Source organism: Acinetobacter sp. YH12249 (genome assembly GCF_013417475.1).
Taxonomy (GTDB): Bacteria; Pseudomonadota; Gammaproteobacteria; order Pseudomonadales; family Moraxellaceae; genus Acinetobacter.
In genome coordinates this window covers 1-14,793 of the sequence record NZ_VPDX01000019.1, presented here as the reverse complement: position 1 = coordinate 14,793, position 14,793 = coordinate 1, and the positions used below count along the sequence as shown (strand labels likewise).

The 14,793-nt window shown below is 39.4% G+C and carries 16 protein-coding genes; 13 read left to right on the top strand and 3 right to left on the bottom strand.

What is annotated here, in order from left to right:
• Nucleotides 1–109: 109 nt before the first annotated feature.
• On the bottom strand, nt 110–349 hold the full coding sequence (locus tag FTV25_RS10820) for a hypothetical protein (RefSeq protein WP_180003497.1): 240 nt from the start codon (nt 347–349) through the stop codon (nt 110–112).
• A gap of 272 nt (nt 350–621) precedes the next feature.
• On the opposite strand from FTV25_RS10820, the gene FTV25_RS10815 reads away from it, so the two are divergent.
• The 7 genes from FTV25_RS10815 to FTV25_RS10785 all read left to right on the top strand — a co-directional run bounded on the left by FTV25_RS10815 (nt 622) and on the right by FTV25_RS10785 (nt 6,306).
• Nucleotides 622–1,632: an NAD-dependent epimerase/dehydratase family protein gene (locus FTV25_RS10815; protein WP_034706304.1), complete on the top strand. Its 1,011-nt coding sequence runs from the start codon at nt 622–624 to the stop codon at nt 1,630–1,632.
• A 135-nt stretch (nt 1,633–1,767) separates the two neighbouring features.
• Nucleotides 1,768–3,162, top strand: coding sequence for a class II fumarate hydratase (gene fumC / locus FTV25_RS10810; protein WP_180003495.1), 1,395 nt, complete (start codon nt 1,768–1,770; stop codon nt 3,160–3,162).
• A gap of 236 nt (nt 3,163–3,398) precedes the next feature.
• Nucleotides 3,399–3,572: a hypothetical protein gene (locus FTV25_RS10805; protein ID WP_171431285.1), complete on the top strand. Its 174-nt coding sequence runs from the start codon at nt 3,399–3,401 to the stop codon at nt 3,570–3,572.
• A gap of 339 nt (nt 3,573–3,911) precedes the next feature.
• Nucleotides 3,912–4,403, top strand: coding sequence for a hypothetical protein (locus tag FTV25_RS10800; protein ID WP_005235543.1), 492 nt, complete (start codon nt 3,912–3,914; stop codon nt 4,401–4,403).
• A 419-nt stretch (nt 4,404–4,822) separates the two neighbouring features.
• Nucleotides 4,823–5,425 carry a nitroreductase family protein gene (locus tag FTV25_RS10795; protein ID WP_034706681.1) on the top strand — a complete coding sequence of 201 codons (603 nt, stop codon included), beginning with the start codon at nt 4,823–4,825 and terminating at the stop codon, nt 5,423–5,425.
• A 131-nt stretch (nt 5,426–5,556) separates the two neighbouring features.
• Entirely contained in the window at nt 5,557–5,922 is a 366-nt protein-coding gene (locus FTV25_RS10790; protein ID WP_034706678.1) for a hypothetical protein, read from the top strand.
• Between the two features lie 15 nt (nt 5,923–5,937).
• A complete protein-coding gene (locus tag FTV25_RS10785) occupies nt 5,938–6,306 on the top strand; it encodes a hypothetical protein (protein WP_159123010.1) in 369 nt (122 codons plus the stop codon).
• 34 nt (nt 6,307–6,340) lie between these two features.
• On the opposite strand, the gene FTV25_RS10780 is transcribed toward FTV25_RS10785, so the two are convergent.
• Nucleotides 6,341–6,622: a damage-inducible protein J gene (locus FTV25_RS10780; protein ID WP_159123011.1), complete on the bottom strand. Its 282-nt coding sequence runs from the start codon at nt 6,620–6,622 to the stop codon at nt 6,341–6,343.
• 684 nt (nt 6,623–7,306) lie between these two features.
• Here FTV25_RS10780 and FTV25_RS10775 point away from each other — a divergent pair.
• The 6 genes from FTV25_RS10775 (at nt 7,307) to urtE (ending at nt 14,015) form a co-directional block, all read left to right on the top strand.
• Entirely contained in the window at nt 7,307–8,074 is a 768-nt protein-coding gene (locus FTV25_RS10775; RefSeq protein WP_180003493.1) for an alpha/beta fold hydrolase, read from the top strand.
• Between the two features lie 317 nt (nt 8,075–8,391).
• Nucleotides 8,392–9,678, top strand: a complete 1,287-nt coding sequence (gene urtA / locus FTV25_RS10770) for an urea ABC transporter substrate-binding protein (RefSeq protein WP_159123013.1) — start codon at nt 8,392–8,394, stop codon at nt 9,676–9,678.
• A 94-nt stretch (nt 9,679–9,772) separates the two neighbouring features.
• Nucleotides 9,773–11,410, top strand: coding sequence for an urea ABC transporter permease subunit UrtB (gene urtB, locus FTV25_RS10765; protein ID WP_180003491.1), 1,638 nt, complete (start codon nt 9,773–9,775; stop codon nt 11,408–11,410).
• Nucleotides 11,411–11,414: 4 nt separating this feature from the next.
• Nucleotides 11,415–12,488 (top strand): urea ABC transporter permease subunit UrtC, encoded by a 1,074-nt coding sequence (gene urtC, locus FTV25_RS10760; protein WP_034705328.1) that lies wholly within the window; start codon nt 11,415–11,417, stop codon nt 12,486–12,488.
• Nucleotides 12,485–13,303, top strand: a complete 819-nt coding sequence (gene urtD, locus FTV25_RS10755) for an urea ABC transporter ATP-binding protein UrtD (protein WP_034171447.1) — start codon at nt 12,485–12,487, stop codon at nt 13,301–13,303. The genes urtC and urtD overlap by 4 nt, the downstream gene beginning before the upstream one ends.
• A gap of 13 nt (nt 13,304–13,316) precedes the next feature.
• A complete protein-coding gene (urtE, locus tag FTV25_RS10750; RefSeq protein ID WP_180003488.1) occupies nt 13,317–14,015 on the top strand; it encodes an urea ABC transporter ATP-binding subunit UrtE in 699 nt (232 codons plus the stop codon).
• Between the two features lie 52 nt (nt 14,016–14,067).
• On the opposite strand, the gene FTV25_RS10745 is transcribed toward urtE, so the two are convergent.
• On the bottom strand, nt 14,068–14,694 hold the full coding sequence (locus tag FTV25_RS10745) for a deaminase (RefSeq protein ID WP_180003485.1): 627 nt from the start codon (nt 14,692–14,694) through the stop codon (nt 14,068–14,070).
• Nucleotides 14,695–14,793: the final 99 nt, after the last annotated feature.

The following is a 14,793-nucleotide window of genomic DNA, read 5'->3' as shown; positions in this document are numbered from 1 at the left end:
CCCAATTAAAAACACATAATTACTCTTCAAATTTAAGCCCATCCGGCTTCCGTCCTAAAAATCTACCCATTCTTTATCGTATGCTCTACATAAAAGTAGGTCCATGCTCTCATTGTCTTGTTATCTCCACGCCTTCCCAAAATTCCCCACGTTTATCCCTCAAAAACTTCTCCGCTTCATACTTACTGTAGAACTGCTTAGCTTTCTCAAAATCCTTATCCCAATACCAGCCAGCAGAATACATAGCATCAACGTCTGACACTTCCAAGAAATCATACTCATCAGTCTGGATTCGGTAGGCCAAATATCTTCCATTCTTCTTTATATAGTGAGGATAGTTGTAGCTCATACTCTTACCTTTTAGTTTTATAACTGAAGATTATAATTTAATAAAAGCTCTCAAGATGAGGCTTAATTCATTGTCATGAATTCCATACATTACATAACAATCAACTTTTGTTCGACCTGTAAAATAAAATATACTTATTGAGCAGATTAGCCGGCTCAGAAGAAATTTTGGGTCGGTTTTTGCGTTTTTGATCCTGTGGATAAGTCGGAGAAAGCACCAAATAAACACCATATCAATTTAAAATACTGATTCTAAAGCGGAGTTAATAAACAATGATTTTAGTGACGGGTGGTTTAGGCTTTTTAGGCTCACATATTGCTTTAAGTCTGATGGCACAAGGACTAGAGGTCATTGTGGTCGATAATCTGGCCAATGCCAGTCTACAGACCTTAGAACGCCTTGAATTTATTTCCGGCCGCTATGTGCCTTTTGTCAAAATTGATATCCGTAACACTCCAGCATTAAATAAAGTTTTTGAACAGAATTCAGTACAGGCTGTCATTCATACTGCCAGCTTTAAATCATTAGAAGAATCAGTTTTAAAACCACTTGAATATTATAATGATAATGTCAGCTGTATCATGAGCTTGATGCGTGCCATGCAGCGTACTGGAGTACGCAATCTGGTGCATTTGTCTTCATTGGCTGTATATGGCCATTCCGGAACGGATTTAAAAGAAGATCAGGCTTTCAATTACACTTATCCAAATCCTTATATTAAATCACAGCAGATGGTGGAAGAAATCATCCGGGATACTGCCAAGACGGATAATGAATGGCGTATTGCGATGTTACGTCTTTCCAATGTCGCGGGTGCTTTTGAAAATGGCATTTTAGGTGAATGGGTGCCACCTTTACCAAAGAATATTGTGCCTCTGGCCATGCAGGTGGGTGCGAAGCAGCGTGAATATCTGGAATTGCGCCGTCAGGCCAAGACCGAAGACTATACAGTAGAACGTAGTTTTCTACATGTGATGGATGTCTGTGATGCGGTATTCAAGTCGCTACATTGGCTGTCTCAACAGCAACAATGGACTTGCGAAGCCTTTAATATCGCTGGAGAGCTGATCTCAATGCAGACTTTGCTGGATCAGGTTGCAGAAGTCACCCAATCCGCTGTTCCTACAGTAGATGCTTTGCCATATCCGCATGCTGAAATGGATCAACTGGGTGCTAATACGGATAAAGCCCAACAGTTGTTACATTGGCAGCCACGCTATACCTTAAGGAAAATGTTAGAGGATGAATGGCTGTTCTATCAGAATACGTTAAGAGGGCAGTGATTAAGAATCCTATAAGTTAATTATTGATAATAATTATCATTTGCAAAATTAATCAAACTCATTAAGATGAATAGAGTACAGCATTGAAGCTGCTGTCTAAATGAGTAAAACATGGAATAACAATTGAGGTTGAGCATGCAAACACGTATTGAACATGACACGATGGGAGAAGTCGCTGTACCGAGTGAAGCACTTTGGGGCGCACAAACTCAGCGTAGTCTACAGAACTTCAAGATTGGCAATGAGCATTTGCCACGCGCCATGATTCGTGCCATGGGCTTGGTCAAGAAAGCAGCTGCGATCACCAATGCCGAGTTAAACCAGATTCCTCATGAGTTATCGACCTATATCATCGGTGCTGCGGATGAAGTGATCAGCGGTCAATGGGATAGCCAGTTCCCGCTAGTGGTATGGCAAACCGGTTCGGGCACGCAAAGTAACATGAACTGTAATGAAGTGATTGCCAATATTGCTAACCAGAAGCTGGGTAATCCTTTAGGTGCACAAAAGCCTGTGCATCCAAATGATCATGTCAACCGCGCTCAATCGACCAATGACTCTTTTCCGACTGCGATTCATGTAGCAGCTAGCTTACAGATCAATGAACTGCTAATACCGGCAGTGACACGTTTACGTGATACCTTGCATGCCAAATCTCAGGAATTTACCGAGATTGTAAAAATCGGTCGTACCCATCTTCAGGATGCCACACCTTTAACTTTAGGTCAGGAATTCAGTGGATATGTCTCTCAACTGGATCATGCTTTAATTCGACTGTATCAGGCTTTGCAAGGGTTATATGAACTGCCATTAGGCGGAACCGCCGTCGGTACAGGCCTCAATGCACATCCAGATTATGCTGTTAAAGCTGCGGATACTCTGGCTAAATTAACAGGCTTGCCTTTTGTCACCGCTCTTAACAAGTTCGAAGCTTTGGCCGGCCGTGATGCAGCAGTTTTTGCTTCAGGTGCTTTAAAGACTTTAGCCGTTAGCCTGAATAAAATTGCCAATGATATTCGCTGGTTGGCGAGTGGACCACGTTGTGGTTTTGGTGAATTAAGTATTCCTGAAAATGAACCGGGTTCAAGTATTATGCCGGGTAAGGTGAACCCGACTCAAAGTGAAGCCATGACTATGGTAGTTGCCCAAGTCTTAGGGAATGACACGACAATTAATGTGGCCGGTGCATCAGGGAATTTTGAGCTGAATGTCTTTATGCCAGTGATTGCTTATAACCTGTTGCAGTCTATTCAACTGCTTGGCGATGCATGTAACAGCTTTAACGATAACTGTGCAGTCGGAATCGAGCCTAACCGTGACAAGATTGAGCACTTCCTGCATGATTCATTAATGCTGGTCACTGCATTGAATCCAGTCATTGGTTATGAGAATGCAGCTAAAGTGGCCAAGACTGCCTATAAAGAAGGTAAAACCTTAAAACAGGTCGCAGTAGAACTCGGATTGGTAACTGCAGAACAGTTCGATCAGGTGGTTCGCCCTGAAAATATGGTGGCTCCAAACGTAAAATAAGTCTTCTAATTATGGTTAAATAATAAAGCCCTCTAAATGAGGGCTTTATAATATCTAAGGATTATTCATACAAATTTTAATAAAATCAATTGCACATGTTTTTTCTGGAAAATTCTCATTCAATTAAGCTTGCTTATTAAATGCTATGAACCATCTATCGTTCATGTTTTGACAGATATGCAATGAAGGATTACTAATAGAAATTCCCTGATAACTAGAAAAATGAGGTAAGGGTGATGACTGACTTTGATGATGATTTTGATCTGGACGAATCCTATCCAGATGAGGATTTATATCCAGATTATACAAAAAAGAAGTGTAGCAGCTGTAGCGGTACCGGCTATAACGTTGTGGAAGCCAAACAGTGTGTCAAATGTATGGGAACCGGCAAAACTGGTGAGATAGATTAACTCAAAATTATAAATATTTATTAAGCCTGCTCTATGAGTGGGCTTTTTTATTCTCCTCATCAGAAGTTCTTAATTTTATAGATTCATGAGCAAATAAAAGAAAGAATCTAAAATTACAGGTGAAATCGTATTAGAAGGATGGTTAGAGATAACTATTGAAGTTTTTTTAGTGCTAAAGCCTATCCTCATGGCTTCTCATACCGAATTAACATTGAATAAGCGTATATAGCTGCTAAAATGCAGTTCGTTTTTACTGCTGTTTTGTCGTTTATTCAGCATGAGTTTCTATGGCTTATGAATAAACATCCATAAAATGGCAGGTTGTTTAAGGAAAATTTAATGCTTGATATTTATTTAACAGATGTTCAAAAAAAGGTTCAATTCAAGGATTATCCAGGTGAGCATCCTGTTAAATTTATTTTGAATTTTAAAAAGATTTTTCCAAGTGTAATGGAACTTCTTTTACCCGTTCTCCCGGAAAATGAAAATCTTGATGAAATGACCTGGGAATCAACCACTCAGGACTTTGAGACATTTCAGATGTTATTAACAGGGTGGGGCATTATTGAATTGCGTTTAAATGCGATCACCCAGTATAAAGATAAGACATTTGCGGATCAGTTGGTGAAAGAGGCGCAGCAAAAACGCAGAGAATATCAGAAGAAACATCTTAAGCTTTCTAGTGTGGATCTGGATTATCTATTTATGCATGATGTGCATGGCTTGATTGATGCTGAACTGGTAGAACTAGGTGAAAAATTCTATTTACCAACCTTACGTGATCTTTGGAAAAATAAAGTCTCTGCCCAAGTGCTTAATGCCAAATTCTAAGTAAATTTAAGCTGATTCATTCAATTTCATCCTCCAAATTGGGGGATGATTTTTTTGTAGCGATTTCTAAGGATTGACATTTCACTTATGTTAATAAATAGCCTAAGCAAATTTCTATATTTATCATCAAAACAGATTTCTGCTACATCATTGAACAAAGTGATTTATTTTAAAACAGAAATTGGCTCAGAAAAGGGCATTTATTTTATCGTTTGATAAAAAATAAATTAAAAAACTATTCTTTATCAAAAGAATATATAAAGATATTACTTTAATAATATAGCTATTCCAGTCATATTTTTTTAAGCTATCAGTACTAATGAGTAAATGAATCACAGAATTCTTATTCATTAGATTTCCTTCATAAAAATAAGTGAAGGTTCCAGTTTTCCCGAAGATATATCCAAGGATTTAACCGAATGTCGAATCAGTTTTTAGATTTAATTACAAAACGCCGTACTATTTATGCCATTGGTAAAAATGTAGAGCAGTCTCCTGAATATTTAACTGATTTGATTCAAAATGCGATCAAGCAAAGTCCGTCATCTTTTAACTCGCAATCATCTCGCGCCGTTATTTTATTCAATGGCGAACATGAAAAATTCTGGGGCTTTGTCGCTGATAAATTAAAAAGCTATGCCAAAGATGAAGAAAGTGCTGCAAAAACGACTGCAAAAATGGCAACCTTTGCTGCAGGTACGGGTACAGTTTTATTCTTTGAAGATCAAAATGTAGTAAAAGGCTTGCAAGAGCAATTCCCATCTTATGCCGAGAATTTCCCAATCTGGGCAGAACATTCAACTGCTATTGCTCAGTTCTCTACCTGGACAGCATTGCATACTGAAGGCTTGGGTGCATCTTTACAACACTATAATCCGATAGTAGATGAGCAGGTTCATGCAGAGTGGGATATTCCAGAAAACTGGAAACTTCGTGCTCAACTGGTATTTGGTTCAGTTGAAGGTGAAGCACGTGCGAAAGATTATCTGGAAGATGATCAACGCTTCAAAGTTTTCCAATAAGCTTAATTTCCGATCTGTCTTTAATCATTTTTAAGGACAGATCTCCAGGTTGTTTATAAAAATACGCATTAGATTTTTTAAAACTAGGCTAAACTAAAGCGGTATTTAAAGAATTTAATGAGTCAAACCGAATGTCGAAAAACACGCAGAAGTTATCACCATTACAGGAACTGATTGCAGAGCAGAAATTGCTGTGTGAAGAGGTCGGTTCTGCTTATGTAGAAGTAAGTGGTGATGATGTCGTTGCAGTGGCTGTACATACCCTGAAGCAGGATCCAATTGTCGGAATCCGTAGAAAGCCTGAGACAGAAGAAAATATTAGCTGGTATATTTATGGTGGTGAACTGGCTTCAAATGAAGATGCTTTTGAAACCATGACTGTGCGTGAGTTACAGGATATCGCCCCTGAAGTTTTACCTTATCTGGCTTTAGAGCAGGGCTACCGCTTCATGATTGATGCAGATGATTATGAAGATGTCTGGAAAGAAGAAAACTAAAAGAAGACCTTCGAAATGATCAAATCCTCATCTTTAATATGTACTTTCTTTATTTGCATGCAATTGAACAATATGGCTTTTGCCAAAAAGCTTTCACAAGCGGATTATGATCAGTTTATTGCTATGCAAACAAAAATAGTCAATGAAACCAAACATATTTTAGATGATCCAGATCAGAATGCTGATGCACAAAGTCAACGTCAGGCATTCTGCCAGCGTTTAACGGCTTATGAAGAGATTCAAAAAGTTTCTGAAGAAAATCATGAACTCAATATGGCGTCCACAATGGCGATGATTGCTAAAAGCTTTCTGGATCGACAAGCACAGAGCATGAATAATTCAGGTATGACCACCGCAGTATTTTGTAAGAGTAGGGAAGTGTAATTAAGCTATAAAAGCAAGAGCATCGTCTTGAGTTTTAATAGCCACCATCATCATTTAAAAATGCATCCTTCTGTTCCGGAGTGGAAACTTTGACAGTTGGAATAAAGGAACTCGCTGCTGTTAATCGAGCTATATTGAAATCCTTAGTTCCTACTTGAGGAATAATAGGTATTTGACTTGTTCGAACAATTTCACCATAAACTATCGTGATCAATTCTGCTGGAGTTAAACCCGCTTCTGCTATTACACATTCTGCTGATTCAACAACGTCTTGTTCCACTAAGAATTCAATGCTTTTTTTAACTAAATTGTTCATAAGATAGCCTTAGAATACATTTTATACACTACTTTAAACTATCAGATATGAAGCATATAGAAGCTAATGAAATTAAATATTCATATCTTATTTAGGGATGTTGATCTTGATAAAGGTATAGACGGATAAAAAAGGGTAGGGCCAAAAAATTAGCCCGTTTTTTCGACTCTCAGCTTGTTTATAAAATGCATAAATACTCTGATACGTAGCATATGGATTTCAGTGCTTTTTAAATTATTCATTAAATAAACTTTATAAAAATCTATATATATACAAATTTTACCGGGTAAATATCAGCTACTTTTGAAATTTATTATGAAATATTAAATATTTATATGTTTTTTTTTTACTCAAACGAAGGGCGGTAAAATCATTGCACGCTAAAATAGCCTAAGCAATTTTCTACTTTATATTTATTCTCGCAAAATCCATATCCCATAACTAAAACTTAATACCAAATAAACCTCTAAAACTCGTATATTTCCTAAAAATTTTAAAATATTTTTTTTATTAATGATCTAGTGTGACACTCAATTATGAGCAGATATTGCAATTTAGCCTAAGCATATTTTATTTCCATAAAAATAGCCTAAGCAAAATTTTAAATTATGTCATTGGCAATTGATTAACTTCCAATATAACTCCACTATTAACACCTAACATAGGAAATCACGGAATTCTCAAATGATCCTGAATTATCAAATACAAACCCATGAAACATCAACTTTAGCCCCAATGGTATTTATTCACGGTTTATTTGGTAGTTTAAGTAATTTAGGTATGTTAGCCCGACATTTTTCAGAGCAGGCAACTACGATTCAAATTGATGTCAGAAATCATGGTTTATCTGGCCATTCTGATGAAGTGAATTATCAAATCATGGCCGAAGATATTTTAGAAACGTTAGCCAGTTTAAATATTAAAAAATTTATTGCAGTCGGGCATTCAATGGGCGGAAAAATTGCCATGAAGCTGGCAGACCTGGCGTCTGATCTGATTGAAAAACTGGTTGTATTAGATATCACGCCAATTCAATATCAAGAAAATCATCATTCTGAAATATTTAAAGCCTTGTTTGCAGTCCAACAGGCGCAAGTCGCTTCACGAAATGAAGCAGCAAAAATTATGCGTGAATATATTCAAGAGGAAATGGTCATCCAGTTTCTTTTAAAATCATTTAATAAAGGGCAGTGGTTGTTTAATGTGCAAGCACTGTTTGATCATTATGAAGATATTACTGCTTGGGAGAAGATAGAAAAAAATGAACTTCCAGCGTTATTCTTAAGAGGTGGAAATTCATCATATATCTCTAAATCTGAACATTTTGAAGCCATCAATCAGCAGTTTATTCATGCACAGATTGCAGTGATTGAAAATGCAGGGCACTGGCTACATGGTGAAAAGACGGCGGAAGTTTTGCAGCATATGCAAAATTTTATTGATGAAAAATAAATTATATTGATGAGCAGATGTATTTTCTGCTCATTTTATTTATGCATCATTAGTAAGCATTTTAATATTTTGATTTAAAAGGCTGCATTTTTTTGAGGTTTTTATAGGCTAATTAATTGATTTTCAGCCTCAGATTTTATTTTCTATTTTAGAGCAACATGTATTTAGTGGTGCAAAATTTAATCTCTATTTTTATTTTAAATAGATAATCATAATGAAATTCAGTGGGTTAAAATTATAAATTAAAAGTGGCACAGTATTTGAATAGCTTCTCTCAAATTTTCTAAAAAAGCCTAACTAAGGTTGGAGAGAAGTACATGAAAGTCGAACAAAAAAAGTTTTCTAAAAATTTAATTGTTGCTGCAATGTTGGGAATACTGACTTTAACAGGTTGTTCAAAGTCGCCTGAAGATAAAACGGCCGCTACCTCTGAGCCGAAAGCAGCTGCAACTAGTGGGGAAACGATTAAAGTTGGTATTTTGCATTCTTTATCTGGCACGATGGCCATTTCTGAAACTTCATTAAAAGACACAGCGTTGATGGCGATCAATGAAATCAATGCCAATGGGGGTGTCTTAGGTAAAAAGCTTGAACCGGTTATCGTTGATCCAGCATCTGATTGGCCACTATTTGCTGAAAAAGCACGTCAGCTCATCACTCAGGATAAAGTTGCGGTCATCTTTGGTTGCTGGACTTCGGTATCACGTAAATCGGTATTGCCAGTGGTTGAAGAGTTAAATGGCTTATTGTTCTATCCAGTCCAATACGAAGGTCAGGAACAGTCTAAAAATATTTTCTATACCGGTGCTGCGCCTAACCAGCAAGCGATTCCGGCTGTTGAATATCTGATGAGTGAAGAAGGCGGTAAAGCAGAACGCTTTGTATTACTAGGTACAGACTATGTTTATCCGCGTACCACCAACAAAATTCTTCGTGCTTTCCTGAAATCTAAAGGCGTTGCTGATGCTGACATCATGGAAGAGTACACACCATTTGGTCATAGTAATTATCAAACCATTGTCGGTAACGTGAAAAAATTTGCTGCAGGTAAAAAGACTGCGGTGATCTCAACCATCAACGGCGATTCAAACGTACCGTTCTATCGTGAATTGGGTAACCAGGGCATTAAAGCTTCTGATATTCCTGTTATGGCATTCTCTGTAGGTGAAGAAGAGCTTCGTGGTATTGATACCAAGCCATTGGTCGGCCATTTAGCGGCATGGAACTACTTCATGTCCGTGAAAAATCCGAAAAATACTGAATTCAGCGGCAAGATGAAACAGTATGCCGTGGAATACAAATTGCCTAATGCAGACAAGTTTGTGACCAATGACCCGATGGAAGCGACTTATGTGGGTATCAATATGTGGAAACAGGCGGTAGAAAAAGCCGGTTCTACTGAGGTGGATAAAGTTCGTGAAGCGATGGCAGGTCAGACCTTTGATGCACCATCTGGCTATCAGTTACAAATGGATGCTAACAACCATCATTTACATAAACCAGTGATGATTGGTCAGATCCGTGGTGATGGTCAGTTTGACGTGGTTTATAAGACTCCGAAAACCATCGCTGCTGAGCCATGGAGCCCATACATTCCTAAATAATTTCCTCCAAAGCCTGCTGCTCCGGCAGTAGGCCTTTCTGGTTTTTCATCTCCCGGACGGGACAGCGTTAAATATATAAATAGGGAGGGCACTCATGTCCACTCGCCTAAATCTCGCGGCCATTTTTTTAATTTTGAGTCAGTGTTTGTGTCTCAATATGGTGCATGCGGAAACTCAATCTAGCGAAACAACCGTATCGCAATCATCTCAACAGTCACTTGATGCTATTCAGCAGTTTGTTCGTGGGGACTTTGCCACTCGTCGTGCTTTATTAAACCAGTGGCCTGCCAGTGTTGAACAACTTGATCAGCTGGCAGAGTTTGTTGAAAAAGATCAGCTTTATACTGACAGTTCAGGCAATACTTATATTCTGGAAGCAGAAGACAAACTGGTTAGCTATCCTGACGGAAAAACCGTGGAAACCTGGCCATCTGATTTATCGCAAATTACGCTGGTAAATACCTTAAATAAAGCACTGACCTTTGGTTTAGCAAAAAAGAAATTAAATTCAGAAGAAGCCTCTCAGCGACTTGAGGCGATTGATATTCTGGAAAATAACTTGTCCGAACTTGATGCTAAAGCCATCAATCAGATGTATTTAAATGAAAAAAACAATACGGTTAAATCACGTTTTGCCCAGTTAAAAGCACGTCTGGATTATCAATCTGAAAATGTCCTGACCAAAATAGAAGCGGCAAAAGTTTTAAAAGATTCCAACAGACCAGACGTTCTTGCACTGGTTCAAAATGAACTGGCTCAGCCAAATCTGCATCCTGATTTAAAAGCAGCGCTGGTCGATGCCAGAAGTAGTATCAAAACCCGAATTCAGGCCAGTGAATGGGCTGGACATGTATTTTCCGGTTTAAGTACTGCCAGTATTTTATTGCTTGCGGCTTTAGGATTAGCCATTACATATGGCTTGCTTGGTGTCATTAATATGGCACATGGCGAGCTGATCATGATCGGGGCGTATACCACTTATGTAGTGCAAAGTTTCTTTAAATCCCATTTTAGTGGTTGGGTAGATTGGTATCTGATCGCAGCGATTCCTGCGGCATTTATTGTCAGTGCAGCGATTGGCATGCTGATCGAACGTACCGTGATTCGTCCTTTATATGGCCGTCAACTGGAAACCTTATTGGCAACCTTTGGGGTGAGCCTGATCCTGATGCAAGTGGTGCGGATGATCTTTGGGGCACAAAATGTCGAAGTTTCTAACATTTCATGGCTTTCAGGCGGGATCTCGATTACTCCAAGCCTGATGCTGCCTTATAACCGTATTGCAATTATTGTCTTTACTGTAGCTGTCTTGCTGCTACTTGTTTATCTACTGAATAAAACCCGTTTTGGTTTATTTGTCCGTGCCGTAACGCAAAACCGTCAAATGGCTCGTGCTGTCGGTATCCGATCCAGCCGGATTGACATGATGGCATTTGGTCTGGGTTCAGGTCTTGCCGGTCTTGCCGGCTGTGCCTTGGCTCAAGTGGGTAATGTTGGGCCAGATTTGGGCCAGAACTACATTATCGATGCTTTCCTTGTGGTTGTTGTCGGTGGTGTTGGTCAAGTATGGGGTGCAGTTCTTGCCGCTTTGGGACTAGGTGTCAGTGGAACCGTACTGGAAATTGGTATGGGTGCAGTATTGGCGAAAATTATTCTCTTGGTTCTTGTGATTTTGTTTATTCAGAAACGCCCACAAGGTTTGTTTGCCATTAAAGGACGCTTTGTGGAGTAAGCCTATGAAAATCACATCATTACTTTCAGATAAACCTTATAGCGCACTCGCAATTGCGATCTGTTTTGTTATTTTACTGGCCTTGCCATGGCTGCATTTATTGCCAGCGGATTCAAGCCTGCATCTGTCTGCTTATTGGGTCACGTTGATCGGCAAGATCATGTGCCTAGCATTAGTTGCTTTAGCACTTGATCTGGTTTGGGGCTATGCCGGTATTTTAAGTTTAGGTCATGGCCTGTACTTTGCCTTGGGTGGTTATGCCTTTGGGATGTATCTAATGCGTCAATCAGCAGGTGATGGTTTGCCTGACTTTATGCGTTTTCTGAGCTGGACTGAATTACCCTGGTTTTGGGTGGGGACTAATCATTTCTGGTGGGCCATGATACTTGTGGTCTTGGTACCAGGACTAATTGCCTTTATTTTCGGCTTCTTTGCTTTCCGCTCAAAAATCAAAGGCGTTTACTTCTCGATTATTACTCAGGCGATGACTTTTGCGGCAGCACTTTTATTCTTCCGCAATGAAACAGGCTTTGGCGGGAATAACGGTTTTACCGGTTTCAAAACCATTTTAGGCATGGACATCACATCAGCACCGATGCGTGCCAGCCTATGTTTTATCACGGCTCTGGTGTTATTGCTGTGCTTTGTTGGTCTACGCCATTTAATGAATAAACCTTATGGTCGTGTGCTTGGCGCGATTCGTGATAGTGAAAACCGTCTGCAATATTTAGGTTACCGCACCTTATGGTACAAGCTTTCAGCCTGGGTATTATCTGCTGTGATTGCAGGTATCGCTGGTGCACTGTATGTACCACAAGCCGGGATTATTAATCCGAGCGAAATGAATCCGGTGAACTCGATTGAAATGGCAGTCTGGGTAGCGGCTGGCGGTCGCGGTACCTTGATCGGTCCGATCCTGGGTGCAGGCTTAATTAATGCAGTTAAAACTTACTTTACTGTCGCTTATCCAGAAGCCTGGTTATTAATTCTGGGGGCATTATTTATTGTGGTCACCATCTTCCTGCCTAAAGGCGTGATTGGATTATTTGACCGTTTTAAAAAGGAGCGTAGCGAATGAGTGAAATTTTACAACCTCATGGCGGCCATGCTTCTGAAGGCTATGGCCGACCAAAAGAGCAAGGGCCAGATTTTAGCCATGGGATCGCACTTTATCTGGAAAAAGTCAGTGTCTGGTTTGATGCTTTCCGTGCCTTAAATGATTTATCGCTGTATATCGAAGAAGGTGAATTGCGCTGCATCATTGGGCCAAACGGCGCGGGTAAAACCACGTTGATGGATGTCATTACCGGGAAAACCCGTCCTACTGAAGGTTCTGCATTTTTTGGCCAAACCTATAATCTGGCGAAAATGAGTACTGAAGAAATTGCAGAAGCTGGCATCGGGCGTAAATTCCAGAAACCAACGGTGTTTGAAAATTTCACCGTGATGGAAAATCTGCTCTTGGCTGCACCTAAAGATAAACGTGTTAAAAAAAGCTTTTTCAGCAAGCTCGATCCGGATGCACAAAATGCCTTGGATGAATCCTTACAGCAAATCCGCTTGCAGGAATTTATTCACAAACCTGCAGGGCTTTTATCGCATGGTCAGAAGCAATGGCTGGAAATTGGTATGCTGCTGATGCAACGTCCAAAACTCATTTTACTGGATGAGCCAGTGGCAGGGATGACCGATGCCGAAACCGAACGGACTGCTGAACTTTGTCTGGAGCTGAAAAAAAATCATACGCTGGTGGTGGTCGAACACGATATGAGCTTCATCGATACCATTAGTGAAAAAGTAACGGTGCTGGCACAAGGGGCGATTTTAGCCGAAGGCACATTGGCAGAAGTCCAGGCCAATGAAGATGTCATTGAAAAGTATCTTGGACGTTAAGGGGGGCTGACTGATGCTAGAAGTTAAAGATGTAAATCAATTTTATGGCGGTAGTCACATTCTGCGTGATGTGTCTTTCAATGCACCTGTCGGTGAGTGCTCTGTCGTACTGGGTCGTAACGGCGTTGGTAAAACGACACTACTTAAATGTCTGATGGGAATTTTGCCCATCAAATCAGGTCAGATTCTTTTAGATGGCAAAGATATTGCCAAACTGGGTCCTGAACAGCGAGTACGGGCAGGTTTGGCTTATGTGCCACAAGGACGAGATATCTTTTCAACCCTAACAGTAGAAGAAAATATTTTGATTGGCATGGCGAAATTTAAAGGAGCCAAAACCCGTAAAGTTCCGGAACATCTTTATGAGATTTTTCCGGTATTAGAAGAAATGAAGTATCGACGCGGCGGTGACTTATCCGGTGGCCAGCAACAACAACTGGCGATTGCTCGCGCATTGGCATCTGAACCGCGTGTGCTCATTTTGGATGAACCGACTGAAGGAATTCAGCCATCTATCATTAAAGATATTGGTCGCGTGATTCGTAAGCTGGCTGATGGCGGTGAAATGGCAATTGTTCTGGTAGAACAGTTCTATGACTTTGCTGAAGAACTGGCAGATGGTTATACGGTTATGGCACGTGGACAAGTGATTGCTCAAGGTATCGGAAGCGAAATGCCAGACAAAGGTATTCGGGATCTGGTGGCGATTTAATCTTTATCTCACCCTTAATTATAGAATAAGGGTGAGATAACTTTTAATGATTTTATTCACTTAAGGAAACTAATAATGATTTAATTTTTTCTTGATCCATATCACGGCATCTATAAATAGCATCAGAAACAAGTTCTTCTAATGCCTTAATAGATACTAAACTTGTAGACATTCTTAACTTAGCAGAATAACTTTCCCAATTTTTTGATGAGCCATTTGATTCTTTTCTTACCATCTCATTGCCTGCTCCCAATGTCATTGAAAATAGATTTAGAAAACTACGTGGTCCCACTCCAATAAATGGTTTAAACCGTAATTTATTATCATTTTTATACTCTGTGATGGAATCATCATGTAGCTCAAAGGCTTTACTCTTAGGATAAGGTTCGACAAAAATGACTTCTTTTATGCCGGCGCTAACAATATGTTTCGCACAATTATGACATGGAAAAGTAGTTACATATAAGGTCGTATCTTTAGTGGAATCATTTGTTCTTGCACAACTTAAGATAGCATCCATCTCTGCGTGTACAATACGTCCATATTCAGTAATGTCTTTAATTGGACTTTCTTTTAAAATTAGTTCTATTTGATACTTATCTTGTTCGCTTAAATTTTCAATTTTAGTGAACAATTTTGTTTTTATCTCATTGAATAGCCACCAAAATTCTAGACACACATAACCATCTTTTGATGGGCCTTTTCATAATCTAATGGAGAACGCTGACCATTGGAACCATGTCTGCGTTTTGAGTTATAGAACATCTCTATATATTCA